Source organism: Protofrankia sp. Cas3 (genome assembly GCF_963555955.1).
Lineage (GTDB): Bacteria > Actinomycetota > Actinomycetes > Frankiales > Frankiaceae > Protofrankia.
Genome location: NZ_CAUVXP010000024.1, coordinates 22,247 through 48,698, shown reverse-complemented (window position 1 = coordinate 48,698; position 26,452 = coordinate 22,247). Strand labels below are relative to the sequence as shown.

The following is a 26,452-nucleotide window of genomic DNA, read 5'->3' as shown; positions in this document are numbered from 1 at the left end:
CGCTGCCGGGCAGCTCGTCGCGTCGACCAACGGTGCGGGGCAGACCCTGCGGTTCACCCGCGATCCGCTCGGGAACGTGACCGAGAAACATGACGACGATGCGGTGACGACCTTCGCCTACGACGCCGTCGGCCGTGTCGTGCGTGCTACCAGTTCCGATGCGGACTGTCTGTTCGAGCGGGATCCTCTCGGCCGGGTACTGGCCGAGACCTGTAACGGCCGGACGGTCGCCTCGACCTACGACGTGTTGGGTCGGCGGGTGCGGCGGGTGACGCCGTCCGGGGCGGCGAGTGTCTGGACATATGACTCGAACGATCTCCCGACCTCTCTGGAGACCGCCGGTCGAACCCTGCGCTTCGCCCACGACGAGGCGGGCCGGGAGGTCGCGCGCAGCCTGGACAGCGGGGTGGTGCTGGGGCAGGTGTGGGATGCCAACCACCAGCTGCTGTCGCAGACTGTGACCGCGGGGCACGCACGGGTGTTGCAGCGTCGGGACTACTCCTACAGCCGCGATGGGTATGTCACCGAGATTGATGACATGCTCGCCGGCCTGCGCCGGTTCGACCTCGACTCGGTGCGGCGGGTCACCGCGGCCCACGGCTCGGACTGGTCCGAGCGCTACGCCTACGACGCGGCGGGCAATATCACCGACGCGTCCTGGCCGGTGCCCGCACAGCCTCTGCCGGCGCAGGATCTACTTACACAACGTGACGGACTGGATGATGTCGCGCAGGGCGGTCGGGAGTACGCCGGCACGCTGATCCGCCGGGCCGGCCGGGTCCGCTTTGAGCATGACGGGCAGGGCCGGGTGACGCTGCGCCAGCACAAGCGGCTGTCGGCGAAACCGCGGACCTGGCGCTACAGCTGGGATGCCGACGATCGGCTGACCGGTGTGACCACGCCGGACGGCCGGCGCTGGCGGTATTCCTATGATCCGTTCGGCCGGCGGATTGCCAAGCAGCGCCTTGCCGGCGATAGCGCTGATGGTGACAGCGGTGCTGATGGCGGGGTGGCCGAACAGGTCGACTTCGCCTGGGACGGCGTCGTCCTCGCCGAACAGCACCACGTCTCCGGGGACGACCCGGCACCGCGGGTCACCAGCTGGGACTGGGAGCCCGGCGGGTTCCGGCCGCTCACCCAGTCCGAGCGTCGCCCGTCCGACACGGCTGCCGGCGGTAAGTCCGGCGACGACACCGCCGAGCAGGCGTGGTTTGACGCCCGGTTCCACGCGATCGTCACCGATCTGGTCGGCACGCCTACCGAGCTCGTCGACCCCGACGGGGACCTTTCCTGGCGGGCCCGGACCACGCTGTGGGGCGCCGGCCCGCCATCGTCCTCCGCCGGCGGTGCCGTCGACTGCCCGCTGCGTTTCCCCGGCCAATATCACGACCCCGAAACCGGCGCGAACTACAACGTCCACCGCTACTACGACCCCGAGACCGCCCGGTACGGATCCACCGACCCCCTTGGCCTGGCCCCCGCACCCAACCCCCACACCTACGTCCACAACCCATTGGGCTGGTTCGACCCCCTCGGCCTTGCCCCGTACGATATATCTTTCAGGTCACGTCAGGAAGCATTGAATGCTGCCTACGATCGTGCGGGAATCCCTCGGGGCGCTCCGCCCGACTTGCAGTGGGAAGTTGGAGGCGAACCTTTGCGTCGCGGAACACCCGATTACCGATACTCGGAGGACGTTGGTGCACAGGGTCGTTACATGCAGTTTGAGACAGAGAGTGGCTCACGGGTTCTTGCCGAGCACACGAATGATCCTAGTAGGGGACCACACTTCCATGCTGGACAACCTAAAGGTGGTGATCCAAATCGGACCAGCGTAGACTTTGGATGGGGCGGTAACAGGGATTTTGAGAGATATCAACAAATTGGAGGCAAGCACCATCTCTTGTACCCGAAGGGAAAGTAATGTCAACCACTAGCGAGGCATCCCGCGAGCGGATACTTCGGGCGGCGGGACTGATTCCACTTGGTTTCGCTCCTTCGGGTGGCGGAATTAAGCCGTTCCAGGCGTGGAAGTACGTAATAAGTGGTGCCGTTGTACCGGACGCTGTAGTAGAGGACGGTAAAGACGATAACCTCGAAGAGGTCGATAGGCAATGGTGGAAGCTGGCCAAATCTCACGGTGTTGTCTCTGACGATGGCTCATTCTTGATTAGTGTCACCGGAGAAGGCGCTTCGTTGCCATGGGCGATTGTCCGTGCCTCGTCAGATTCTCGTCTTGCGCAAACACTCACCGCATATCCTGGCGAACCAGAATTTGTTGCGATGGCCCGCGATGGTCATGTGGTGTTGGGTGTGACCTCAGAAGAAGACTGTACTTGGCTGGTTTGCATTGTCCCCAAGCAGACAATGGTCTAAACCAGGACGACTCCTTGCATGATGGTGGTCCTCAGTTCTCCCGCAAGACCCTGAAATGGTTGAGAGAACACGGATGGGATGCCTGATGGATCTTCATCCAAGGTTTCGAGCCGAGTACCGTCTCGGCCAACCGGCTCACCGGTCGCAGTCCGCTCTACCGGCTGAACGTCGAGCAGATAGCCGAGGTAGGCACTGTACTGGTCCAGATGATCGACTTCTGAACCGGGTTCTCGGTGCGAGGCCCTTCATGGAGGTGATGATCGGCGTTTGTTTGTTGTTAGGTACGGTTTTCGGCCGGATATGCGTACCTGACGACAAACTCGTGCCGATCTTGTCCGCGGACGGTACTCGCCGATGCGCGCCATCGGCTGCCAGCGAAGGGTCGATAGTCGTCACGTAGTCAATTGTTACGTAGTTCGGCGCAGGGCTGCGCGAAGGTTGTGCCCTGTCGCGATCTGTTACTCTAGGTTGCGAGATATGGAAGGACCCGGTTGCGGTCGCGGGCGATGTGTTTGACGGTCTCCTTGATCTTTGTGATGCGTTGGAGGCGTAGGAGACCGAGAGCGAGATTGCGGAGAATGGCGAGGTTTCGTAGGCCGTCTCCGAGGTGAGCGCGACAGGCGTCCTCGTGCCAGGCGGTGTCGCGGACGTAGTGCACGCGGTTGTCCGGTAGCTCCGGCGCATTGCTGCGCCGGAGCCCCGTCAGAACCGTGCTTGCCGCTCGTCGCGGCACACGGCTCAAGCACGCCTCACGGGCGCGCGGGTTCCTGTTCCGCTGGTCCGGGCTGGCCGCGTTCCGTCTCCATGCCGACGGGCACAGCTGGTGTGAACAAGGCGGTGTTGTGTCCGGTTCTCGCTGTCGGTGACGGCCGTGTAGGTCATCACCCTGCCGACGGCGGCGTACCATTTCTCCCACTGGTTGGGGGAGTCCGGTGGATCGCCGACGAACAGCAGCGGCAGACCGCACAGCGGGCAGCTCCCCTCCTGGCCGCGCAAGGCGCGCAGGAGGGATTTCGCCAGCTGGGGCGGCTTTCGTCTGCGCCGCCGGTCGGCCCAGTAGAGGGCGAGGTCAGGATCATCGGGTGAGTTCCTGCCGGGTACCGGGGCATGGCGGACGATAGGCGTCCAGGCGTACCGGTGTATGTAGGCGCCGCTCGTTCGGTCGCCGAAGACCCACCGGTCGTTCCCAGGGCTGCGCGAAGGTAGGCGGGTTCAGGCTGTCGGCGACCTCGTCAACGTTCGGTCAAGAGCGGCGTGTCGCGTAGGCAACGGGCCGCCGGGGGAGAAGGGCATGCCACCTTGGATAACGCCCCACCATGCTGGTGTCCAGAGATTCCCCCGGTCGAGCGTCAACTCCGTGGAAAACCCCTGGGGCAGGCAGCGGATTACCCGGTGGGAACCGTCGCGGGCAGCCGGTATTGCGGCTGGTATTGCGACGCCCGGACCGGCCTGGAGTTCAGGAGCCGGTGTAGAGGCGGTCGAGGTCGACCAGCTCGACGTCGGGGGCGGCGGCAGCGTCCGCGGTGAGGGTGGCGGTAAAGCCGGCACGGGAGAACAACAGGAGCTTCACGTTCGCGGGTGAGCCGGGCAGTACCGAGCGGATGTGTCGCAGCCGGGCCAACTCGTCGACGTCAACCGGGGTGGCCCGCCACTTCGCCTCGCCGATGGCCAGCACCCGGTCCGGCTCGTTCGGCCGGACCTCGATGACGACCGTGTCGATCTCGTGCTCGCGGGCCGGGCATGCGGTGTCAGGGCACCGTAGGGCCGCCGGTTGGACGCGGCTCGCCCGTCCCCCGAGGGTTTCGGCGGAGGCATAGGCCAGCGACCAGGTGCGGGCGATGCCCTCGAAGTGCGGTCCGTAGATACGGGCGGACACAGTGTCTGCGAGTTCGGCCCACACCTCGGCGCCACGGCGCAGTGACAGGCGGGTCTCCTGGGGTCGGATCACCAGCTGGTGCAGGCGCAGCACCGGTTCGGCGAGGGTGAAGCTCGTTCGGCGGGCATGGAAGGCGTCCTGGTGGCCGGTGACCAGATGCGCGTCGGTGAGCACGGTCAGGGCGTGGTGGATGCCACCGGTGTCCCGGCCGAGTTCGTTCGCGATCTCTCCGCGTCGGGTGCGTCCGCGGGCTATGGCGGCGAGCACGGCGTAGTAGGGCGCCGGGTTGGTGAGACCGGCTTCCTCGGCGAGCAGCACCCGGCCTTCGCGGAACATCGCCCCGGCGGGGTTGAGTAGGCGGCGCACCACCCACGGGTCGACGTCGCCGGCGTCCTCGGGCGCGTCGCGGGCACAGAAGTCCCGGTAGGCCGGGGTGCCGCCGACGAGAGCGTGGACGCGCAGAGCAACGTCCGGCTGCTCGGTCAGGCCCCACAGGCCGGCGGCGTCGCGGAAGTCGAACGGGTGGAGCATGAGCTCGGTGATGGCCCGGCCGCGCAGTGGGGCGGATGCGGCGAGTAGCCCCCGCATGAGAGTCAGGGCGCTTCCGCACAGGATCAGTCGGGCGCGGGAGTGTTGACGGGCCCGCCCGCGTGGGCTGAGCGCGTTCTGGATCAGCGATGGGATGGCGCTGTTCTGGGCGACGAGGTAGGGGAACTCGTCGAGCACGACGGGGAGCGGGGTGTCGCGCTGTTCGCCCAGCCGGAACAGCGCGTCGACCGCCTGTCCCCAGTCGGTGAAGGCCACCGGGTAGGGGGAGCCGGTGAACCGGGTGAAGGCGGCGGCCAGATCGGCGAGGTTCTGGGCGTCGGACTGCTCGACGCCGGTGACCATGAACCCGCCGACTGCTTCACAGAGCAGTTCGAGGATGAGGGTCTTGCCCTGACGGCGGCGCCCGTACACGAGTGCGAGGGTCGCGCCCGGCGTCGGGTCGCCGGCGAACGCGGTGAGCTCAAACCACTCGGCGTCGCGGCCGAACAACTCGGGTGGCTTGGCAGGCATGATCTCCTCCAGAGACCCTTGGTCAGTTAAGGATCGCTGACTTATCATAAGTCTGCGATCCTTAACTACCACATCGCCGGCTGCCCGTTCGGGCCGGGTTGTGTGCCCGGCGGACGGCGCTGACGGACGTTGGCGCGACGGTGGCCGCAGGCCACGCTTGATCCGGACCCTTCCCAGGCGAGGAGAGCGCGTCATGCCGAACTACCGGTCGCCCGGTGTGTATGTCGAGGAGGTCGAGGCCGGGGCACGCCCGATCGAGGGGGTGGGAACGGCGATCGCCGCGTTCGTCGGCTTCACCGCCCGCGGCCCCCGCAACGAGCCTGTCCGGCTTGCCAACTGGGGCCAGTTCACCCGCGTGTTCGGTGACTTCGTTCCTGGCGCGTACCTGCCGCTGTCGGTCTTCCACTACTTCAACAACGGCGGCGGTGCCTGCTACGTGGTCAGCGTCGGCTCCGGCGCTGCCGATCCGGCGGGTGTGCCGTTGGCCGAACTCACCAGTGCCACCCGGCCAGGTGTGATCGCCTACCGGGTCGAGGCGGCCGACCCCGGCACACACGCGAATCTTGCGGTCGAGGTGACCTCCGCCGAGCGGACGGCCGGGGACGGTTCGTCGACGGCGGCTGGCGCGGCGGGTGGCGCAGCAGGTGGTGAACCGGCTGCTGAGCCGGAGGCGCCCGGCGGCATGTTCACCGTGGTGGTCAAGCAGGACGGCCGGCCGGTGGAGAGCTTCGAGAACCTCACCGCACGACGCGGCCGACGCAACGTCGTGACCGTCGTGAACGAACAGTCACAGTTTGTCCGGGTGCGGGAGGTCGACGTAGTACCCGTGGCCGACCGGGTGCCGGTTGTTGGTGAGGTCGTACTACGCGCGGCCGAGCCGGCGGCGACGCCGAGCGCCGGCTCGGAGGACTACGTCGGCGATGTCAGCGCCCGCACAGGTCTGGGTGGCCTCACTGCATGTGACGACGTCACCATCGTGGCGGCGCCGGACCTGATGTTCTGTTACGAGCAGGGCCAACTTGACCTGAACACCGTCCAGGCGGTCCAGCAGGCCATGATCGACCACTGTGAGAACATGGCCGATCGGATGGCGATCCTCGACCCGCCGCCCGGTTTCAATGCCCAGCAGATCAGGGACTGGGTGCGGGAGAAAGCCCGATACGACTCGAAGTTCGCCACCATCTACTGGCCGTGGGTAGCAGTTTTCGACCCGGTGGAGGGCCGTAACCGGTTCATTCCGCCGAGCGGTTCGGTCGCGGGTATCTGGGGGCGCAGTGACGACAGCCGGGGCGTGCACAAGGCGCCCGCGAACGAGATCGTCCGTGGCGCGCTCGATCTGGAATCGAACATCACCCGGGCCGAGCACGACGCACTGAACCCGGCCGGCATCAACGTCATCCGAGCTTTCTCGGGCCGCGGTATCAGGGTCTGGGGAGCCCGTACCCTTTCTTCCGATCCGGCCTGGCGTTATGTCAACGTCCGCCGCCTTTTCAACTACCTTGAGGCGTCGATTCTCGGTGGCACCCAGTGGGCGGTCTTCGAACCGAACGACCTGGAGCTCTGGCAGCGACTGCGGCGCACCGTGGGGTCGTTCCTACTGCGGATGTGGCGCGACGGCGCACTGTTCGGAGCAACCGCGGACCAGGCCTTCTACGTGAAATGCGACGAGGAGACCAACCCGCCGGAGGTCGTCGACGCCGGGCAGGTCGTCATCGAAATCGGGGTGGCCCCGGTCAAGCCTGCTGAGTTCGTCGTGTTCCGCATCGCCCAGCTGAGCGGTGGCGGCGGCGCCGACGAATAGCGGCTCGAAGAATAGCCGGTCGACGAAATCAGGATAATGCTCCAGCAGGACGATGCTCCAGCAGGACGAGGCTCCAGCAGGACGAGGCTCCAGTAAGACGACAAGGAGACGCCGATGCCCATCGGTGAGGACGCGCTCGGTAATTACGCCTATCAGATCGAGATCCAAGGTGTGGCGATCGCCCAGTTCAAGGAGGTCTCCGGGCTGAGTGCGGAGATCCAGGTGATCGAGCACAAGGAGAACAAGAAGGGCGGCATCCCGGTCATCAAGAAACTGCCCGGAGCCCGCAAGTGGGGTGACATCCAGCTCAAACGGGGTAAGACCGATGATCCGGCCTGGTGGAAATGGATCAAACTCGTCCAGGAAGGAAAGATCGACGATGCCCGTAAGGATGGGTCGGTCGTCCTTTATGACTATCAGCGCGGCGAGAAGGTCCGGTTCAACTTCCGCAACGCCTGGCCGTCCAAGGTGAGCATCAGCAATCTTCAGGCCGGCGGGAGCGAGATCGCCATCGAGGAGGTCACGCTCGTCCACGAAGGGCTTGAGCTGGCATGACCACGGTGGCACCCACGGAGTCACCGCGCGGGCTGACGACCGAGTTCGCCTTCGAGCTTCCGCGTGGCTACGTGGACGACTCCGGTCAGCGCCACCGCGATGGAGTGATGCGGCTGGCGACCGCCCGTGATGAGATCATGCCGTTGCGCGACCCCAGGGTCCGGGACAACGAGGCATACCTGACCGTCCTGCTGCTGGCCCGGGTCATCACCCGGCTCGGCTCGGTCGGGGCCGTCACCCCGGCCGTGATCGAAGGACTGTTCGCCCCGGACCTCGCTTTCCTCCAGGACCTGTACCGGCGGATCAATCAGGAGGGCCACACCCACGCCGCCGTGACCTGCCCGTCGTGCAGCCACGCCTTCACCGTCGATGTGGCCGGTGATGCTCCGGGGGGATCCTGACGTACGCGGCCGACCGCCTGCTCGACGAGGTCGCGTACGTCGCCGCCTGCTTCCACTGGTCGCTGGCGGAAATCCTCGACCTCGAGCACCCCGACCGTCAGCACTTTCTCGCTGCGGCCCGGACCATGACCGACCAGCCGGTATCCGGAGAGGAGTAGCTGATGTGGGGACGTCCGTGGCGCCCACGGCAGCGCAGCGCCGCCGGGTCCGCGCAGCGGGCACCCGTGGCTGCCACGCCGGTCACGGCGACCTCGGGATGGGAGGGGCTTGCGCCGATCACCCGCTCTGCCGGGCCGCATCCGGTCACGGCCGATCCGGTCGGTTTCGCGCGTGGCCTGGGCAGCCGTGTGCCCGCGCCGGTAGTCCTGCAGAGACTCACCCATGAGGTCAGTCCGATGGCCGCCGCTGGCTCCTTTCGGGCGATTACGACCATCCCCGTGCCGAGCGTCATCCCGGTGCGTGCCGGGACGGCACCGTTGCGCCGGAAGGTTGCCGACCGCCGGAAGGCCGTGGACGCTGGTTCGTCGCCGTTGCGGATGTTCGCCTGGCCGCGTCAGGCTCTGGTTCGTCAATCCTCTGACGCGGGGGAGACGGTTGCCCGTGGGCCAGGCGGTGTAGGTGCGGCGCCGACGGTCGAGATCCCGGCCACGGCTGTGGCGGTCGATCCCGGGCCCGAGATGATGCCTGCGTCCGACATGATCTCTGTGCCCGACATGACGACCGGCATCGACGGTTTGCTCCCGGCGGCATCTGCCGGCGACGCATCCGCTGACGAGCATCACGGCGGGGTTGGTACCGCCTTCCCCGTCCGGCCGCTACCGACGGTGCGCGCCCGTCCCGCAGGCGAAAGCGGTGTTGCCGGTGTTGCCGGTGTCACGAGCGTGGCGCGGGCGGCTGCATCGCTGCCTGCTCCGCTGGTCCGCAGTCTCGGGCCCCGTCCCGTCAGGAATGATGGAGGGCCAGCTGCTGTCGATCCTGCCGCGCCGGGGGTGCATCCGTCGGTGGCTTCCGTGTCCGAGGAGTCCCCGGCCGGACTATCGATCATGCGTTCCGCGGAGCACAACCGTTCCGCGGAGCACAACCGTTCCGCGGAGCACAACCGTTCCGCGGTGCACAACCGTTCCGCGGAGCACAACAGAGTAGAACGTGACGGAAGCGAGCCCAACGGACAGCCTGGCTCCGGAGTTCCTCGGGTCGGATCCGGGCGTCCCCGGCGTGGCCGTGTGATCGAGGTTGCTACCGGCGGCGTGTCTCCCGCCCCGAGCGTCGCGCCGGTGCTCCGGCGGGGTCTCGGGCTACCTGTCACGGTCCGGCCTGACACCGGCTCGCGCGGATCACACGACACCGCCCGCACCCAACCAGGATCCAGCTCCGAGCGATCCACTCCCGTGTCGCGTGCGGCGGCATCCACCCGGCCGGACGCCCTTGTGCATCGCCCTGACGTCCATATTGACGACGACCACATCGATACGGTGCTGTCCGGGCCGACCGGCGAGACGGACGATGTTGTCGTGGAGCAAACCGCTCCATCTCCGCGGACCGTCGCCGGTGATGCCCAGCCGCCTACGGTGGCACAGCCGTCCGTCTCCGCAGTGGCGCGTAGCGCCGGGAGGCTGCTGGATGACGGCGCTCGATCAGCGGGCGCAGGGTTCGTTGTGGATCGACGGAGTAGATCTGCAGGACCGGCATCCGCACCCGGACGGCAAGGCGGGGAAAGCTCGGACAGCACCGGCCAGGTGATGCCGGCCGCGGATCATGCCGATGGCCCGGCTGAAGCGAGCGTGGAGAGCCGCGGCCCACGTCTGCTCGTCGAGCTGCCGACGCTGCCGACGCTGCCGGAAACACCGCGAGACCGGCGGCTGGTCGGCCTCGGTCCGATCGTCCGGGACGGGGCGATTCCAACTATCGCGCGGAGTCCGACTGCCGCGCGGAGTCCGACTGCCGCCCGAACCGCCACGTCCGTCCCCGCAGTCCCCGCAGTCCCCGGCGTGACTGCGGCGCCACATCGTGGGCAGCCGATCGTCAGGTCCAGCGACGTGGTTGTCGCACGGCAGGTGGATGTTGCCGTGCCACCGGCACCGGCACCGCCACCGCCACCGCCACCGGCCACCCTCTCCGCAGCGGGGAGCGGCGAGTCCGCGTCACCGCAGATCGATCTGCCCGCCCTGGTGGACGAGCTGTACGAACGCATTACCCGTCGGCTCCGGGCCGACCTACTTGCCGACCGCGAGCGTCGCGGTCTGCTTGCCGATCCCGCCTGACCAGCCTGATCTCGCATACCAGGAGCCAACCCGTGTCCGAGCCCGCGAACAGCCTCCGCTTCGATGTCGTGATTGATGGTGTCGATCTCGGCGCGTTCACCGCGATCGAGGGGCTGGAGGCCAGTTACGAGGTGAAAACCTACGACGAGGGCGGCGAGAACGGATTCCAGCACCAGCTGCTCGGGCGCGTCCACTATCAGAACCTCAAACTCACCCGTCCGGTCGACGGGTCGACCAAGGGTCTGAGCGGGTGGTTCAGCTCGTTCCGGCGGGAGGGCAGCGGTCGGCCGGCGGTCGCGACGATCGTAGCCTTCAACGACAACCGGGAGCCGGTCGCGGAGTGGACGATGATGGGTGTGTGCCCCGTTCGCTACAGCGGACCCCACCTGTCAACGGACCAGGCAAAGGTCGCCACCGAAACGCTCGAACTCGCCCACCAGGGGTTTCTGGCCCAGTGATTACCAACTGGTAACCTAAGGGGGTCGCGATGGAGTTTGCAAAGGCATATCTGTGTGAGCGTGACCACCCGGGGACGAGGGTCACCTTCCACTTCAACCCGTCGACGGTACGGATGGCCAAACGCGCGGAGTTCCACCGCGAGCCGGTCCAGGCGGCCCGGGATTCGGCCCGCCCGCACTATCGCGGCCCAGGTGAGGTGGAGATGCAGTTCAGCCTGCTGCTGGACGCGAGCGCACGGCCGGGGCACAGCGTCATGGTCGAGATACAGCAGTTCATGGACTGGACGAACCCGACCGAGGACTCCCGCAACGGGCCGTCGCCGAGCCCACCCGAGCTGCTGTTCAACTGGGGTGGTTTCGCGGTCGGCCTGGACCGTAAGTTCGTCGGCCATCTCACCAGCGTCGAGGCCAATTGCGTGCTGTTCAGCCGGTCCGGGGCACCGATCCGGGCCGAGGTGTCGCTAGGGATGAAGGCGACCCCGCAGCCGGTAGCCGGGACCAACCCGACGTCCGGGGCGCGCGCCGCCCGGCGTTCCCATGAGATAACGCTGGGCGACACACTTGCCGGCATCGCGTACCGGACCTACGGCGACGCCGCATGTTGGCGGGCGCTGGCCGAGGTCAACGGCGTTGATGATCCGATGCGGCTGCCGATCGGGCGACATCTGCTGCTGCCCTCCCGGGCCGACCTGGACGGGCGGTGAGACGGTGCCACCCGAGAACACCTACGGGGCACTGCCCGCCCTCTACCTCGATGGTCGCCGGGTACCCCTTGAGGTCGCCGAGTGTGTCCGTACTGTGGTGGTGAACAGTGATCTGGCCGCGCCGGACTCCTGTCGGCTCGTTCTCGACGACCCGGGGCGGGAGATGCTCACCCGGGCCGGTTTCGAATTCCGGGCGGCACTGCGGGTCGCTGCGGTCCGTCCTGGTGATACCGCGGAGCAGACCCTGTTCGAGGGCACGATCTACAGCCTCGGCTTCGAGTATGACGAGCGGGGCGCCACCGCCACCGCGGTCGGCTATGACAGCTCGTACGCGTTGTTCAACGGTGTGCACACGGCAACCTACGCCAATGTCACCGATTCCGATCTGGTCCGACGGATAGCCACCGAGGTGGGGATCGCGACCGGGACGATCCAGGCGACGTCCGTCGTACACGATCATGTAGGTCAGGTGAACGAGACCCACTGGGAGTTCCTTGGCCGGCGTGCCCGCGAGATCGACCGCCAGCTGCTCATCCGCGCGGGCAGGCTGGATTTCGTCCGGCCGACCGACGCGGCCGACGGGCCGCAGCCGGGCAATTATGACAGCCAGGACAGGCTCGCGCTGACGCCGGGTGGCAACCTGGAGGTGTTCTCCGCTCGGGTCACGGCAGCCCAGCAGGTCGCCGAGGTGGAGGTTCGCGGCTGGGACGACCGCAACAAGCGGGAACTGGTGGCCACGGCACCGGCGTGCACCCGCGCGGCGCAGGTCCGCGACGCGCCGGGCGACCTCGCCTCGGACGGGTCCGGCGCCGGCGGTTTCGGCGCTGGTGGTTCCGGTGGTACGGCGGCCCGGCACGTCACCGTGTCGCTGCCTCTGGCGACCCAGGCGGAATGCGACGCGGCGGCGCAGGCCGCGGCGGAACGGATCGCGAGCACCAGCCTGGCTGCCGAGGGAGTCGCGCACGGCGACCCACGGCTGCTGGCCGGGGTGGCGGTGAGTGTCGGCCAGACCGGCGGTCGCCTCGACGGCAGGTTCACCCTCTCCCATGCCGAGCACGTGTTCGGGAGATCGGGTTACCGGACCCGGTTCACCGCGAGCGGATCACACGACCGTTCGCTGCTGGGGCTCACCTCGGCGCCGCGGCCACGCCGTCCGGGCATCGCCGGTGCCGTGCCCGCCGTCGTCACGAACATCACCGATCCCGAGCACCGGGGCCGGGTGCGGGTGAAGTTGCCGTGGCTGTCCGGGGATTATGAGTCCGACTGGGCGCGGGTGGCGATGCCCGGCGCCGGTCCCGATCGTGGGTTGCTGGTGCTGCCGGAGGTCGACGACGAGGTTCTCGTCATCTTCGAGCAGGGTGACCCGCGCCGCCCGTTCGTCATCGGTGGCCTGTACAACGGGGTGGACGCGCCGCCGTTCGACGGCGGCGTCGACGGCGCGGCCGGCCAGGTGGTCCGCCGGGGGCTGCGCAGCCGCAAGGGTCACGAGATCGTCGTGAGCGACGTCGACGGCGCCGAGCGGATCGAGATTGCGACCAGCGGCGGCCGGGTCCGGATTCTGCTCGACCACGACGGGGGTGGCCTGACGGTGGAGACCGAGGCGGATGTGACCGTTCGGGCCAAGGGAAAGCTGAGTGTGTCCGCCGACGGCGATCTGGACATCTCCGCGCGCGGCAAGGGCTCGATCTCCGCGGATGCGGGCCTGACGCTGCGTAGCAGTGCGGATGTGACCGTGCAGGGTGCTGTGATCAAACTTAACTGACCGGAACTGTCCGGGTGGGAACTGCTCGCAGATTGATCGGATGGAAGGGAGACCGCAGGTGGGAGCCGCGGCCGTCATCGCCGGTGACCAGGTCATCGGTTTCTGTGCGATTCACCAGGTTCCGAGCCCGTCCGGCGCTCCGATGCCCTCGCCTGCACCGCTGCCGTTCGCCGCGCCGCTGACCGAGGGTCTCGCGACCCGTGTTCTCGTCGGCGGGCAGCCGGTCGCGGTGGTGGGCTGTGCCGGGACCAACACCCCGCCGCACGTCGGTCTGCATGCCAGCGACCCGTTCATGGTGCCCACGATGCAGCGCGGCCAGGTGATCGTGGGCAGCACGACGGTACTGGCCCAGGGGCAGCCGATGGCCTACACGGGCTGTTCGGTGACCCAGTGTGGCCAACTGCCGGCGAACGTCATCGGGTCGGGTGTTCGCGTGCTGGTCGGGCCATGAGCGGCATGAGCATGAGCGGGAGCGGTGCCGAGCGAGCGGGTGTGGCGCCCACCGACTTCCTCGGCGTCGGATGGAGCTGGCCGGTACGCGTCGATGTCACCGGCAGCTTCGCGATGACCACCGGCGTCACCGAGATCGAGCAGGCGATGTACCTGATCCTGGGGACGACGCCGGGCGAGCGGCCGATGCGGCCCGAGTTCGGCTGCCGGCTCGCCGACTACACCTTCGCCCCGGCGGACGCGACCACCGCCGGGTTGCTCGCCTATGAGGTCCTCACCGCGCTGCGTCGCTGGGAGCCGCGGGTGGACGTCCAGGATGTCGATGTCACACCCGACCAGGCTTCCTCGACGCTGTGGATCGACATCAGCTACCGCCTGCGGGGTCGCTACGACCGGCGCAACCTGGTCGTCCCGTTCTATGTGATCCCCGACCAGGAGTGAGTCCACGGTGAGTCTGCCTGCCCCGAACCTCGACGACCGAACGTTTCAACAGCTCGTCGACGACGCCAAACGGTTCATCCGGGACCGCTGCCCGGACTGGACGAACCACAACGTCAGCGATCCCGGTGTGACCCTGATCGAGACATTCGCGTGGATGACCGACCTGCTGCTCTACCGGCTCAACCGGGTACCGGATCGGAACTACGTGAAGTTTCTCGAACTGCTGGGCGTCGGGCTGTTCCCACCGGTCGCGGCGCGCGCCGAGGTGTCGTTCCGCCTTGCCGCACAGCAGGAGTCGTCCGTGGGCATAGCACGCGGGACGGTGGTCTCCACCCGGCGTACCGCGGCCGAGCCGGCGGTCGACTTCACCACGGTCGATGATCTGGCGATCGTGCCGGCGAGGTCGGTCGTGGTCGCGTCCATGGTGGAACCCGACTCCTTGCGTGATCATACGTCCATGCTCGGTCGTGGCAATGGCTTTGCGTGCTTCGACCCGCGTCCCAAACCGGGTGACGCCCTCTACCTCGGATTCGACCGGACGGCTCCGGCCACCATCGTGCTGCTGCGTTTCACCTGTGAGGTCGCCGGCCACGGAATCGATCCGCGGCGACCACCGCTGGCCTGGGAGGCGTGGGACGGCGATGCGTGGTGCCCGTGCGAGGTCGAGCAGGACACCACCAACGGTCTGAACACAACCGGGGTCGTGGAGCTGCACCTGCCGCGCACCCATTCCGTGCGCAGCGTCGGCGGTCGATCCTCGGCATGGGTGCGCTGCCGGGTGGTGGAGCTGTCAGATGACGATCTGCGCAGGGGAGTGAAGCCCTACCGTGAGTCACCCCGCATCGTGTCGGTCACCGGCGCAACGGTCGGCGGCGACGTCGACGCCGTCCAGGGCGCGCTTGTCGCCGGCCAGGTGCTGGGTCGTTCGGAGGGGGTCGCCGGCCAGTCGTTCCGGCTTCCGCATGCGCCGGTGCTCACCACGTCCGAACCGGTCGTGATCGAGGTCAGTGCCGGTGACCCCCGTCGGGACGACACGACCAGCGCGACCGGTTGGCAGACGTGGCAGCGGGTGGCGTCGTTCGCCGACAGCGGTCCGACCGACCGGCACTTCACCCTGGATGCGACCAGTGGGGAGGTCCGCTTCGGACCCATGGTGCGCCTTGCCGACGCCACCGTGCGCCAGTACGGGGCCGTGCCCCCCAAGGATGCGGTGATCCGCGTCCGGCCGTTCCGGACAGGTGGCGGTCGCCAGGGCAACGTCACCGCGCGGGCGCTGGTGATGCTGCGGTCGTCGATTCCCTATGTCTCCGCCGTCTACAACCGCCGACCCGCCACCGGCGGCGTCGACGGCGAGAGCGTGGACGAGGCACGGACCCGCGGCCCGCTGGTCCTGCGCTCCCGCGACCGTGCTGTGACGGCAGCGGATTTCGAGGTACTCGCCCGGGAGGCGGCACCCGAGATCGCCCGGGTCCGGTGCGTCGTGGAGACCAGCGGCCGGGACGGCGGCGCGGTGCGGGTGCTGCTCGTCCCGCGGGCACCGTCGGACGCTGACGGGCGGCTCGCACTCACACAGCTCGTCGTACCCGAGCGGACGGGCGCGGCGATCAGGAGCTATCTGGACGACCGCCGCGTCGTCGGCGCCCGGGTCAGCGTGGAGCCGCCGACCTACGTGGGGACCTCCGTCGTCGCCCGGGTCGCCCCGGCGCACCTGGTGACACCCGACGCCGCCGAACGGGCCGCGCTGCGTGCGCTGTACCGGTACCTGCATCCGATCACCGGCGGTCCCGCCGGCACCGGCTGGCCGTTCGGACGTTCGGTGCACGTCGGTGACATTTTCGGGGTCCTGCGCGCGGTGCCCGAGCTGGGGTTTGTCGACGAGGTGGTGTTGTTCCAGCGCAACCCGCTGACCGGCGCGCGGCTGGACCCGGTCGAGCGGATCGATCTGCCGCCGACCAGTCTGGTCTTCAGCTTTGAACACCAGGTCGACATGATGATGCGGGACTGAGGGCCGGCGATGCGCGGAGCCATCGAGGGACTGGGAACTCCCTTTCCGCTGCGCGGCGGGCTTCCCGAGGTGCTGCGCAAGCCCGATGTGCTGCTGGAACCCGGCGTCATCGACGGCATGCTGGCCGCCTTCGACGACGTGCTCGCGCCCATCCTGGCGACCTTGGACAACTTCGACGCCTATCTCGATCCGGCGTTGACGCCCGTGGACTTTCTGCCGTGGCTCGCCGGCTGGCTGGCCGTCGGCATCGACGGCGGCTGGTCGCCCGAATGGTCACGAACGGTCGTCGCCGCCGCGGCCGAGGCACGACGGTGGCGTGGCACTCTGCGCGGGATCGTCGCCGCGGTGCGGGCAGCCGCCGGCGTGGAGGCGGAGGTGTTCGACAACGGTGGGGTCAGCTTTTCCCCACGGCCGCACGGCGCGCTGCCCGGGCGCCCGGAGCCACTCCTGGTGGTGCGGGTACCGCCGGGCACCGACCTGGCCGCCGTCGGCGCGGCGGTTGCGTCCGCGAAGCCGGCGCACGTGCCGCACCGGGTGGAGCATCTACGTTCCTGATCACGCGCGGTGAGTTGGTTGGACGATGCCTGGTTGGACGATGCCGAGATCGGTGAGGACCGCCGCATAGCGCGTCTGCGCGCTGGTCGCGGCGGCGTGGTGCCCATCCCCGCGCAGCGCCGCCATGAGCAGATGCCACAGTCCGTCCCGGTGACGGTCGATCTCCAGGCCGCGTTCGGCCAGGCGCACGGCGTCAGCATGGCGTCGGTCACCAGAGGCGATCTCCGCGGCGCGTTCGCAGGCAGCGGCGACCGCATCCCGCAGCAGCGTGCGCTCCTCGACGACCAGATCGGGCAGGTCGTACTCGGGTAGCAGGTCGCCGGTGTAGAGGTCGACGGCGTCGATCAGGTGCTGGTACTCGGTTGCGGGTCCGGGACCGTCATCCCGGCCCCGCCGGACCGATGCCGCCCGCCGCAGTCCCAGCCTGACCCGGTGGATGTCGAGGTCGCCGTCGTCGTGCAGGACCAGACGGTAGCTGCTGGCGACCCGGCGCAGCAGACCGCGTTGACTCCGGGGCGTGTCGGGTTCCAGTAACCGCCTGATCGCGCTTATCGCCACTTGAAGGCTGTGTCCGGCCTGTGCCGGTCCGGCGTCGGGCCAGATCGCTTCCATCAGCCGGTCGCGCGGCAGGAGACGGTTGGCGTTCACCGCGAGTAGACCGAGCAGCTCCAGGTTGCGTGGCTGAACCGCGCTGAGGTCCACCGGCCGACCGTCGAGCTCGAGCGCGAGACCGCCGAGACAGCGAACGACAAGGCGCGGCACCGGCGGGTGCCCTGTCGCGGCCGGCCCTGTCACGGCCGGCCCTGTCACGCCATCGGACGCATCGGGGTCGGCCATCAGGAGCCGCAGCCACGCTCCTGCCCCGGCATTCGTGGCGAGCGTGACCGCGACCGCGTGCGGATCGGCCGACCCGATGAGGGCCAGTGCGTGGGGCAGCGGGCCGACCGCCGTGGCCGCGCGCAGGACCGTCCGGGCCTGGGAGCTGTCGACGGGTTGGCCGCAGGACCGGAGCGCCACCAGGAGACCGGCTTTCGCCCAGACGACCAGTGCCGGGGCATCCAGGTTGGCGCATTCGCGTTCGGCTGCGACCAGCAGCGTGTGTGCGGCCTGTCGGGCGTTGGGCTCCGCGAGTCCGGTGAGGCCAGCGAGCAGGGTCAGCAGCGCCGCGCCCCACCGGTCGTTGCTGCGGCGGCAGCTTTCGCGCAGATGCTCCACATGCGGGGCCGCGTCGACGGACATCGCAGCCACCCCGGCGCAGAGGCGGAACAGCTGCGGTGAGTCCACCGCCTCCGCGGCCCACAGCGCATCGTTCGCGGTCATGCGTGCGTCGGGTTCGTTGCCGAACACCGCACAGATCGCCCGGCCCAGCAGGGCGGCCGCCTCGATCATCAACGAGGTGTCGCCCGCCTGGACGAGGTGCTCGAAGCGATGCCTCGCGGTGGCGATGTCCCCGGCGACGAGGGCTGCGACAGCCCGGGCGAGACGCAGCTGCGGGGTGTCCGCCGGACCGTGGATGTGAGCGGCCGGATCGTCGAACGCGGCGCGCATGATGTGCAACCATGATGCCGCGCGGTGAGGAGCGGGATTGAGCCACTCGTGCAGGGCGCTCGCTTCGCGTCCGACCTGCACCGGTGGCTGGACGCCGAACCTCCGGCCCGCTTCCCGGTAGGTGTCCAGCGCGGCGTCCAGGGATCCTTCGGCGACCAGACGACGGGCGAGCGCGAGTAGTACCCAGGGGTCGGAGTCGCGGATCGAGGGGGGCAGCAGGTCGGCCCATCCGGTGGGTTCGTCGACGAGGGAACGGCCCTGCTGACCGACCAGACGGTGCACCTGGTCCCAGTCGGCGCTGCGGCAGAAGGCACGCACCGCATCACCGAGCGCGCCGTCGGCTTCACACAGCTGCGCCGCCTTGCGGTGGACAGCGCGCGCCGCGGCTTCACCATGGTCGATCACGAGCCGCTCCAGGAGATGGACCCGCAGTACCTCGTGGTAACGGTAGGTGCGGCCGTCCCCTTCGACGAAGGTGAACAGCCCGCGCCGCTCCAGGTCGGCGAGGCGGTTGGCGCTGTCGGTCCGTTCGAGCAGGACGTCGCAGCGCTGTCCGGTGAGCCGATCGAAGGCGCTGGTCTGCACGAGGAAGGCGCGGTCGTCCGCGCTGACCGCGTTGAGCACGTGCGTTGTCAGGTATTCCCTGGTCAGTCGGGTCCCGCCGAGCCCGGCCAACAGCTTCGCCCGTTCCGAGGCAGGCCTTCCCTGCGTCGCGAGATGAAACAGCTGGAGCCCGGCGGCCCAACCCCCGGTGCTGCGGGCCAGCGCCGCGACCTCCTCAGGCCGTAACCGGACGCCGTGGCAGTCGTGGAACAGTTCCTCGACCTCCCACGTGCGAAACCGCAGCTCATCCGCATCGACCTCGCGTACCTGGCCGGCGAGGCGGAGCCTGTCCAAGGCCAGTGCCGGCCGCACCCGGGACGCGATGAGCAGAACCAGATTCCTCGGGAGGTAGTCGAGGAGTAATTGAAGACAGTTTTCGACGGTATTCCCGTTGATGGTATGCAGGTCGTCGAGAACAAGCAGGAGCGGGTCGTTGAGTCGGGCCTCCAGCTCAGCCAGGGCCCGCTCCATCGTGGCCCATTCGCTGAAGTCGGCCCGCACGGTGTCGCCGACGGCCGTGCGCAGATGAGCCAGGAAGGGCGTGACCTCGTCGAGCCGGGTGTCCAGTGTCAACCAGGCGAGCGGACCGTCATGTCTCTGCGCGACATCCGTGAGAAGTGTCGTCTTGCCCGCGCCGGCCGGCGCGACGACCAGCGCCAACCGGTAGCTTGCGGCGTCGCCCAGCATGTCGGTCAGACGCGGTCGGCGGATACCGCGCAACGGCGGTCGGCGTACCCGCGCGGGCACGACCGGGTGGAAGTCTGCGTCCCCCATTACTCCGCATTCCGCTTGACGTGACGTTGACAGATCACCCGTTGACAGATCTTTCTTTGAAAGATCGCCCGCATCATCATACGGTCATGCTGGTGCGGCGGTGCTAGGCAACGCCGGAACACGGTCCGCCGCGACGCATGTTTGACGTGGATAACCCACCGGTGGATTGTTCTGGTATAACACCAGGCGTCGGATCGGTCGGAGCGTCCCGAACGGGAAGTGAGCGATGAAGGAGTGCCCGCGCTGCCACCACGCCAACGGCGATGACGCGGACTCCTGCGGTGGTTGCGGCCGGTTCCTGTGGTCCAGGTCGGAGCGGCGCGCCGGCGACAGGCGGAACGCCTCCCCGGAGACGGCGGTCCCCGCTCCCGAGGCGGTCCCGATCCCGGAACCGGACGACGACGACGACGCGCAGCCGCAGCCGCAGCCGGCCGTGATACCACCGGCCGTGACACCACCGGCCTCAGCGCGCCCGGACTCGGGGATGAGGGTCCGAATCCGGCCCGACAACCGTCCCGATCGACTCCGCGCGGTCCCGTTGGCGCCCGCCACAGATGACCGGACGCCGGGAGCGGGCGGCATGGACGGCCGGGACGGCGGTGCTGGCCGCGACGGCGGTACTCGCCGCGAAGCGTTGCGTCCGGTGCGTCCCGATGAACGGTCGCTGTTGCCCGGGCCGGGAGAATCGGCTGGCGGTCAGTCCGCCGCGACGCCCGCCAGGGCGACGCCCCTGTCTGGGTCGGCATCATCTTCGGGGTCGGCACCTGCACGAGACAGTCTGATCTGTGCATGCGGCGTCCGAAATCCGCCGGATCGGCGGTTCTGCCGGTGCGGGTTGACCTTGCCAGGTGCTCGGCCCGCAGCGCAACCGGACCCGGACCACACCACTGAGCGTGTTGCCAGCTGGCGCCTGCTGGCGTCCGGGTTCGGTGAACGCCGTGAATTCGAACGCCGGATCCGCACCGCGAACGGCGCAGGGCGAGTCCAGTACAGCCGCGGCCTGGGCGCCCGGGTGCTGGGCGTGCGTCTGGCTGTCGTCGCTGTCACCACCGGCCTTGTGCTGGGGTTCGTCTGGCCATGGGGCACGAGCTCGCGTGGCTGGGTCGGCGACCAGGTCGGGCGGGTGGTCCGCTCCGTCCAGAATTCTGAGACCGGGACGTCACAGCCCACTCGGAGCGGGTAGCGACGACGCGGCTTCAGTGCGCAACGGAGTCAGTGCGCAACGGGCGGGGCCGGTGGGGTGCGGGGAGTCAGGCGGTTGAGAGCGGGCGGTGGTGCACCGATGTGGATGACGCCGAGGCGTCGGGTGGTGCGGGTCAGGGCGACGTAGAGGTCACTGTGCCCACGCGGCGACTCGGCCAGGATCATGTCCGGGTCCGCGACGAGCACGACGTCGAATTCCAGCCCCTTTGCCTGCCGCACCGTCAATACCACGACCGGGTTCTCCAGGTCCGGATTCGTCTGGACCGCATCGGTGGCGACAGCCGCGTCCGGCACGGCGATCCGCACGGCCGGGCCCAGCTCGTCGAGGCGGGCGACCGGGACGATCACGGCCAGCCGGCCGCCGCCGAGTTCGCCCGCCTCCTGCGCGACGATCTGTGTCAGCCCGTCGGCGAGCCCGTCGGCGCTGACCTGCAGCCGCCACGGTGCGATGCCCGACTCCCGGACCGAGCGGGGTGGTTCGAGGGACGGGTCGATGTCCGCCAGCACGTCCGCAGCGACGGCCATGATCTCAATCGGAGTTCGATAGTTGACAGTCAGTTGCTCCAGGCGCCACCAACCGGCGACGTACGGCGTGAGCATGTGCTCCCAGGACGACGTCCCGGCCAGCTCGCCGGTCTGGGCGACGTCGCCGACGACCGTCATCGACCGGCTGGGGCAGCGTCGCATCAGCATCCGCCATGCCATCTCGGACAGTTCCTGGGCCTCGTCGACGATGACGTGCCCGAACACCCAGGTCCGGTCCGCAGCCGCCCGCTCGGCGGCCAGGCGCCCGTCGACCTCCGCGTGCCGCGCCGCCAACTGGGCGGCGTCGAGCAGGTCGTAGGCGGTCAGCGTGTCGGGTTCGGCGTCGTCCTCGAGGTCACGGGACAGGATGTCAAGGACACCCTGGGCGTAGGCGCGTTCCGCCCGCCGCTGCTGTTCGGCGAGTGCTCGGCTGGCCCGGTCGTCCTCGCCCAGCAGTTCGGCCGTTTCGTCGAGAAGCGCAATGTCCGCGACCGACCAACCGTCTGACGTGCCGTCGTCACGATCGGCAGCAGGGTCAGTGCCGTCGTCACGCGCCAGCAGGTTGCGTTCGGCGTCGGTCAGCCCCGGGGCCGCGCGAGCGAGCAGCTCCGGTATCGAGAACAGGTCGCGCAGCAGCCGTTGTGGCGTCAGCGTCGGCCACAGTTTCTCGACGACGGCCGCTACATCAAGGTTGCCGCGTAGTTCCTTGCGGATGTCGTCGACCTCGGCCTCGTCGAACAGGTTGGTGCCGTCATGGACGTCGAGTCCGAGGATGTCGGCGAGTTGCCGGGCGAAGGCGTCGACGACCAGCCGGGCGAAGATCGGGCGGGCGGCGTTGTGCAGCAGGCCGCTGCGGCGGGCCCGCTCGCGCGCCCGCAGGCACGTCTGGCGGTCCAGCCGCAGCGGGTGATGGTCGACGACGATCTCGATGACGTCGTCGGGCACCCGCTGTCGATCCCGCACGGCCGCGGCCAGTATCTCCGCCATCATCAGCCGTCCTTTGACCTCGGCGATCTCGGGCGCCTCCGTTCGGCTGGCGCTGATGCCGGGGTAGAGGTCGCCGATGGTCGACAGCAGGACCCCGGTCTCACCGAGCGAGGGCAGCACCTGCCCGATGTACCGCATGAAGGTCGGGTTCGGGCCGACGATCAACACGACCTGCTTGGACAGCCGCTCCCGGTAGGTGTAAAGCAGATACGCGGCGCGGTGCAGGGCCACCGCGGACTTGCCGGTGCCCGGTCCACCCTGGACGACCAGGACACCCCGATGATCGGAACGGATGATCCGGTCCTGTTCGCCCTGGATGGTCTCGACGATGTCGCGCATGCGCCCGGTCCGTTCGGCGCCGAGCGCGGCCAGTAGCGCGGCTTCGCCGGTCAGCCCCTGGTGCACGGTGTCGCCGGCCGACCCCGTGGCACCCACCACCTCCGCGTCACCGACCGCGTTGAGATCGAACACGTCGTCGGTGAGGCCGACCACCGTGCGCCGGCGGGTTCGGATGTGCCGGCGCCGGCGCACCCCCTGCGGCGAGACGGCCGTGGCGAGGTAGAACGGTCGTGCCACCGGTGCACGCCAGTCAATCAGCACCGGTGTGTAGTCGGTGGTCTCATCCAGAATGCCCATCCGGCCGATGTAGTGGCATTCGGCGTCATGGAGGTCGATCCGGCCGAAACACAGCCCGTTTGCCGCGGCGTCCACCTGGGCGATCCGCCGGGCGTACATGAGGCTCGCCGCGTCCCGTTCACCGCGCGCCTGATGATTGCCGCCGGCCTGCCGCCACGCCCGAGCGAGCTGGTTCGAGGTTTCTTCCCGGATGTCGTCCAGTCGTCCGTACAGCATAGAAATGTAATCCTGCTCGTGCCGCATGTCATCGTTGGACAATCAAAACCCCTTGCCGGTATACCGCCGTCGCATCATCGAGATGGCATCAAGTATATCCCATCCGCAGGAAGGCCCGGTGTGATGGGTTCGATATCATTGCCAGGCGCGGACCAGATCGTCTGGCCCCCAATGAGCCGCGAGTGGGACGTTGTCGGCTATGCCGCGGCGGGAGACCGCTATCAGCGGTGTCCCGGGTTCGGCGCCGGGGACGGCGAGCATGTCACGTACGAGGCTGTCGTAGTCACGCCGTCCGAAGGGCTGGTTCTCCAGCCACTTGATGGAACCCAGAAAGTGGACTTTCCCGGCGACGGGTTCGCGGTCGGCGCCGACGATATCGATCTCGGGGTTGTTCTGACGGTTCCACCAGCCGCCGATCGCCTCGGTGTCGGGCCGGTCCTCGTCCGGCAACAGGCGAAGAAGGGCTTCTCGGACGACAGGTTCGACAGCTCGGCCGCGCCAGGTGGTCCACGAGCGTTCGATGCGTCCCAGCACAATGTCACCGCGGCCCCGCTCCACCAGCGGAATGCCACGGGCCAGAAAAGCCAACCAGAACCGAAGGTAGGAGTCCGCGACCCGGTAACGCTTGTTCTTCGTGTCAGGCCGGGTGGAAAGTGGGCTGTCAGCCGCGACAACCTGTTTGTCCAACAGCGTGGTCAGGATGGGGGAAAGCGTGCCCGACGCCAGGGGGTTTGCTCCACCGGCCGCCGTGGCGATGGCGGTGAAACCACGTTCTCCGCTGCCGACGGCCGCCAGTACGGCGCGGGACTGGGAGGCTTCTGGAAACTCGCCGAGCATTGTGAGCTCACCAGCCATGAGCAGCGGGGACAGCGGGTTGGTGAGTGCCTCGCGGAGGTAGTCCTCCCGGCTCATCCCGACCTGCCACGCCGCGACGACCTCCGGAAAGCCGCCAGTGATCAACAAAGCATCCACTGCCTCGTCGGCCGACAATCCGGTGATGGACCCGACGTCGGCCAGATGCAGTGGCCGGACGGTCATTTTCGGTGCCCGGCCGAAGAACGGACGGCCATAGTGTCCCAGCGCCTCCATGACGGACATGTCACTTCCCACGAGGACGAGCAGCACGGGCTTTGCGGACAGCTGGCGGTCCCACACCGTCTGCAGTGCACCCTCGAACTCGCGGTCCTGCTCGACCAGCCACGGCACCTCGTCGATCACCGCGATGCTGGGCGTGGTATCGGGAACGGCGATCGCGAGGGCGCGTAGGGCGTGGTTCCAGTCCGCCGTGCCCATGCCTGCGGCGAGTTCCGCTCCGGGCAGGGTGGACTGGGCCAGCGTCTCACTGAAATCGGCCCGTTCCGCGGCCGGATTGCGACCTCGGGTCGCCTGGAAGATCACGTACGGCGCGCCCGAACGGTCGCAGAACTCCTGCGCCAGCCGGGATTTTCCCACCCGACGTCGTCCAGTCATGATCAGTGCGCGTCCGCGGGTGCCGCCCTGGCCGGTGCTCACCTGCCGTAGCTGCCCACGCAGGAGGTCGATGTCGGACATCCTGCCGCTGAAGCTCACCGCCGTACTCCCCGCCAAACATAGATCTCGTCTTACGTTGATCGCATCTTACCTGGACCGGAGTTTACGTCGACCAGGGCGACACCGGCGTTCGGAGGCGACCTCGGGTTCTCCATAGGATGACGGTGCCACCCACGCCCCGGAGAGTTCTGATGACCCGATTGAGCCAGTCCGTTGACCGCGTTACCGCCCTGCTGACCGGTGCGGACCTCGCGACCGACGCCACCGTGCGCGAGCTGCTGGAACTGACCACGCAGCGCCGCGGTCTGGACCTGTCGGATCTCGCCCCGGCCGAGCAGGCCGCGCTGGTCGCCGAGCGCTCCCAGGAGCTACAGCCCTCGGTCGCAGCCCTGGCCGAGCGCATCGTCGAAGCCGGGAAGAAGGACCGGCCGTTCATCGCCAAGTTCGGCATCGACCCGACCGGCCGCGACGTCCACCTGGGGCACGCGGTACCGATGCTCATCCTGAGCCGGTTCCAGCGCATGGGCCATCAGGTGGTCTTCATCGTCGGCGACGTGACCGCCAAGATCGGTGATCCGTCCGGCCGCTCGGATGAGCGCCCCGAGCTGACCGACGAGGATATCGCCGGCAATCTCGTCACCTACCGTGACCAGGTCAGCCCCTTCTTCGACTTCGAACACGCCCAGTTCCGCCACAACGGCGACTGGCTGCGTGCGGTCACGCTGCCCGAACTGATCAGAATCACCGCCCAGATCCCGGTCTCGATGCCGCTACAGCGCGAGGACTTCCGCAAGCGGCTGGAGGCCGGCCATGGGTTGTCACTGGCCGAGCTGCTGTACTCCGTGGTCATGGCGCTGGACTCGGTGGAGATCAACAGCGACCTGGAGGTCGGCGGCATCGACCAGTTCCTCAACATGCAGATGTGCCGGCACGTCATGCACATCTGCGGGCAGGTACCGGAGGTGGTGGTCGCCACCTCGCTGATCGAGGGCACCGATGGCACCGGGGCGAAGATGTCCAAGTCAAAGGGCAACTACGTGCCCCTGACCGCTCCCGCCGGTGAGATCTTCGGTAAGATCATGTCGGTGGCGGACCGGCTGGTGGAGCCGTACTTCCAGGCACTGAGCGAGTGGCGCAACGCCGAACTGGCCATCGTCGGCGAACAGCTGGCGGCCGGGTCCCTGCATCCGATGGACCTGAAGAAGATTCTCGCCGGGGAGGTCACCGCGGCCGTCCACGGCGTCGACGCGGCCATGAAGGCACGCGAGGAGTTCGTCGCCCGCTTCTCCAGGCGTGCCTTCGGCGAGGTCGAGGACCTGCCCGTCATCATGGATCTGGGTCAGTCGGTCACCGATGCGGTCAGGGCGCTCGGTTTCGCCAAGAGCAACGGTGACGTCCGTCGGGTCGCCGAGCAGAACGGCCTGCGGCTCGTGGTCGAATCCGACGGCGTCCAGGACCAGATCCCGCTCACCGCCGATGAGGCCCGCGAGCTCCTTGCGGCAGTGGTCACCGACAAGCTCCACGGTCAGACCGGGGAGTACTACCTCAAGGTCGGCCGCAAGCTCGCCCGGATCGTCACCACGTCCTGACCGGCAGCACGACGTCCTGATCGGCTGGCGGGTGGTGCCCCGGGTGCGGTAGCCGATCGGCTGGTTCGATCGGCTGGTGGTGGCGTGTAACCAGCCCATGGCAGACGCGGCTAGAATCGCGGACCGTGGCGGGGGTA

At 68.3% G+C, this 26,452-nt stretch carries 20 protein-coding genes; 15 read left to right on the top strand and 5 right to left on the bottom strand.

The window, feature by feature from the left end; all coding sequences use genetic code 11:
* Positions 1–1,924 (top strand): RHS repeat-associated core domain-containing protein (locus U9983_RS07240; RefSeq protein WP_322753279.1); only part of this gene is annotated, 1,924 nt, incomplete at its 5' end.
* The gene (locus U9983_RS07235; RefSeq protein WP_322753278.1) at positions 1,924–2,376 is read left to right on the top strand and encodes a hypothetical protein; all 453 of its coding nucleotides are present in this window, start codon (positions 1,924–1,926) and stop codon (positions 2,374–2,376) included. The genes U9983_RS07240 and U9983_RS07235, both read left to right, overlap by 1 nt.
* Positions 2,377–2,839: 463 nt before the next feature.
* Here U9983_RS07235 and U9983_RS07230 read toward each other — a convergent pair whose 3' ends face one another.
* On the bottom strand, positions 2,840–3,118 hold the full coding sequence (locus tag U9983_RS07230; protein ID WP_322753277.1) for a hypothetical protein: 279 nt from the start codon (positions 3,116–3,118) through the stop codon (positions 2,840–2,842).
* A 714-nt stretch (positions 3,119–3,832) separates the two neighbouring features.
* Complete coding sequence (locus U9983_RS07225; protein ID WP_322753276.1) at positions 3,833–5,311, bottom strand: ATP-binding protein; 1,479 nt, start codon at positions 5,309–5,311, stop codon at positions 3,833–3,835.
* A gap of 193 nt (positions 5,312–5,504) precedes the next feature.
* Between U9983_RS07225 and U9983_RS07220 the strand changes: the two genes are divergently transcribed.
* The 11 genes from U9983_RS07220 to U9983_RS07170 all read left to right on the top strand — a co-directional run bounded on the left by U9983_RS07220 (position 5,505) and on the right by U9983_RS07170 (position 16,704).
* Entirely contained in the window at positions 5,505–7,112 is a 1,608-nt protein-coding gene (locus U9983_RS07220) for a phage tail sheath family protein (protein WP_322753275.1), read from the top strand.
* A 114-nt stretch (positions 7,113–7,226) separates the two neighbouring features.
* Complete coding sequence (locus U9983_RS07215; protein ID WP_322749273.1) at positions 7,227–7,667, top strand: phage tail protein; 441 nt, start codon at positions 7,227–7,229, stop codon at positions 7,665–7,667.
* Positions 7,664–8,068, top strand: coding sequence for a hypothetical protein (locus tag U9983_RS07210; RefSeq protein ID WP_322749274.1), 405 nt, complete (start codon positions 7,664–7,666; stop codon positions 8,066–8,068). The genes U9983_RS07215 and U9983_RS07210 overlap by 4 nt, the downstream gene beginning before the upstream one ends.
* A gap of 161 nt (positions 8,069–8,229) precedes the next feature.
* Entirely contained in the window at positions 8,230–10,329 is a 2,100-nt protein-coding gene (locus U9983_RS07205; protein WP_322753274.1) for a hypothetical protein, read from the top strand.
* A 32-nt stretch (positions 10,330–10,361) separates the two neighbouring features.
* Positions 10,362–10,787 (top strand): phage tail protein, encoded by a 426-nt coding sequence (locus U9983_RS07200; RefSeq protein WP_322753273.1) that lies wholly within the window; start codon positions 10,362–10,364, stop codon positions 10,785–10,787.
* Positions 10,788–10,816: 29 nt separating this feature from the next.
* The gene (locus U9983_RS07195) at positions 10,817–11,491 is read left to right on the top strand and encodes a LysM peptidoglycan-binding domain-containing protein (RefSeq protein WP_322749278.1); all 675 of its coding nucleotides are present in this window, start codon (positions 10,817–10,819) and stop codon (positions 11,489–11,491) included.
* Positions 11,492–11,495: 4 nt separating this feature from the next.
* Entirely contained in the window at positions 11,496–13,253 is a 1,758-nt protein-coding gene (locus U9983_RS07190; protein WP_322753272.1) for a VgrG-related protein, read from the top strand.
* 58 nt (positions 13,254–13,311) lie between these two features.
* Positions 13,312–13,704 carry a PAAR domain-containing protein gene (locus tag U9983_RS07185; RefSeq protein WP_322753271.1) on the top strand — a complete coding sequence of 131 codons (393 nt, stop codon included), beginning with the start codon at positions 13,312–13,314 and terminating at the stop codon, positions 13,702–13,704.
* Positions 13,701–14,144 carry a GPW/gp25 family protein gene (locus tag U9983_RS07180; protein ID WP_322749281.1) on the top strand — a complete coding sequence of 148 codons (444 nt, stop codon included), beginning with the start codon at positions 13,701–13,703 and terminating at the stop codon, positions 14,142–14,144. Before U9983_RS07185 ends, U9983_RS07180 begins: the two co-directional genes overlap by 4 nt.
* A gap of 7 nt (positions 14,145–14,151) precedes the next feature.
* Positions 14,152–16,149: a putative baseplate assembly protein gene (locus U9983_RS07175; RefSeq protein ID WP_322753270.1), complete on the top strand. Its 1,998-nt coding sequence runs from the start codon at positions 14,152–14,154 to the stop codon at positions 16,147–16,149.
* Positions 16,150–16,158: 9 nt separating this feature from the next.
* On the top strand, positions 16,159–16,704 hold the full coding sequence (locus U9983_RS07170) for a phage tail protein (RefSeq protein WP_322753269.1): 546 nt from the start codon (positions 16,159–16,161) through the stop codon (positions 16,702–16,704).
* Here the strand turns inward: U9983_RS07170 and U9983_RS07165 are convergent, their stop codons facing one another.
* Positions 16,705–19,629, bottom strand: coding sequence for a winged helix-turn-helix domain-containing protein (locus U9983_RS07165; protein ID WP_322753268.1), 2,925 nt, complete (start codon positions 19,627–19,629; stop codon positions 16,705–16,707).
* An 841-nt stretch (positions 19,630–20,470) separates the two neighbouring features.
* On the opposite strand from U9983_RS07165, the gene U9983_RS07160 reads away from it, so the two are divergent.
* The gene (locus tag U9983_RS07160) at positions 20,471–20,812 is read left to right on the top strand and encodes a hypothetical protein (protein WP_322753267.1); all 342 of its coding nucleotides are present in this window, start codon (positions 20,471–20,473) and stop codon (positions 20,810–20,812) included.
* A gap of 29 nt (positions 20,813–20,841) precedes the next feature.
* On the opposite strand, the gene U9983_RS07155 is transcribed toward U9983_RS07160, so the two are convergent.
* Entirely contained in the window at positions 20,842–23,196 is a 2,355-nt protein-coding gene (locus U9983_RS07155) for a HelD family protein (RefSeq protein WP_322753266.1), read from the bottom strand.
* A 135-nt stretch (positions 23,197–23,331) separates the two neighbouring features.
* Positions 23,332–24,765 (bottom strand): ATP-binding protein, encoded by a 1,434-nt coding sequence (locus U9983_RS07150; protein WP_322753265.1) that lies wholly within the window; start codon positions 24,763–24,765, stop codon positions 23,332–23,334.
* Positions 24,766–24,917: 152 nt separating this feature from the next.
* Here U9983_RS07150 and tyrS point away from each other — a divergent pair, with 152 nt between their 5' ends.
* Positions 24,918–26,315 carry a tyrosine--tRNA ligase gene (gene tyrS / locus U9983_RS07145; protein WP_322753264.1) on the top strand — a complete coding sequence of 466 codons (1,398 nt, stop codon included), beginning with the start codon at positions 24,918–24,920 and terminating at the stop codon, positions 26,313–26,315.
* Positions 26,316–26,452 lie beyond the last annotated feature (137 nt).

Coding starts and splice junctions, on each gene's coding strand:
- U9983_RS07195 (WP_322749278.1), top strand. CDS start 10,817: ATGGAGTTTGCAAAGGCATATCTGTGTGAGCGTGACCACCCGGGGACG.
- U9983_RS07220 (WP_322753275.1), top strand. CDS start 5,505: ATGCCGAACTACCGGTCGCCCGGTGTGTATGTCGAGGAGGTCGAGGCC.
- U9983_RS07210 (WP_322749274.1), top strand. CDS start 7,664: ATGACCACGGTGGCACCCACGGAGTCACCGCGCGGGCTGACGACCGAG.
- U9983_RS07205 (WP_322753274.1), top strand. CDS start 8,230: ATGTGGGGACGTCCGTGGCGCCCACGGCAGCGCAGCGCCGCCGGGTCC.
- U9983_RS07165 (WP_322753268.1), bottom strand. CDS start 19,629: ATGGGGGACGCAGACTTCCACCCGGTCGTGCCCGCGCGGGTACGCCGA.
- U9983_RS07170 (WP_322753269.1), top strand. CDS start 16,159: ATGCGCGGAGCCATCGAGGGACTGGGAACTCCCTTTCCGCTGCGCGGC.
- U9983_RS07180 (WP_322749281.1), top strand. CDS start 13,701: ATGAGCGGCATGAGCATGAGCGGGAGCGGTGCCGAGCGAGCGGGTGTG.
- tyrS (WP_322753264.1), top strand. CDS start 24,918: ATGACCCGATTGAGCCAGTCCGTTGACCGCGTTACCGCCCTGCTGACC.
- U9983_RS07225 (WP_322753276.1), bottom strand. CDS start 5,311: ATGCCTGCCAAGCCACCCGAGTTGTTCGGCCGCGACGCCGAGTGGTTT.
- U9983_RS07235 (WP_322753278.1), top strand. CDS start 1,924: ATGTCAACCACTAGCGAGGCATCCCGCGAGCGGATACTTCGGGCGGCG.
- U9983_RS07215 (WP_322749273.1), top strand. CDS start 7,227: ATGCCCATCGGTGAGGACGCGCTCGGTAATTACGCCTATCAGATCGAG.
- U9983_RS07155 (WP_322753266.1), bottom strand. CDS start 23,196: ATGCTGTACGGACGACTGGACGACATCCGGGAAGAAACCTCGAACCAG.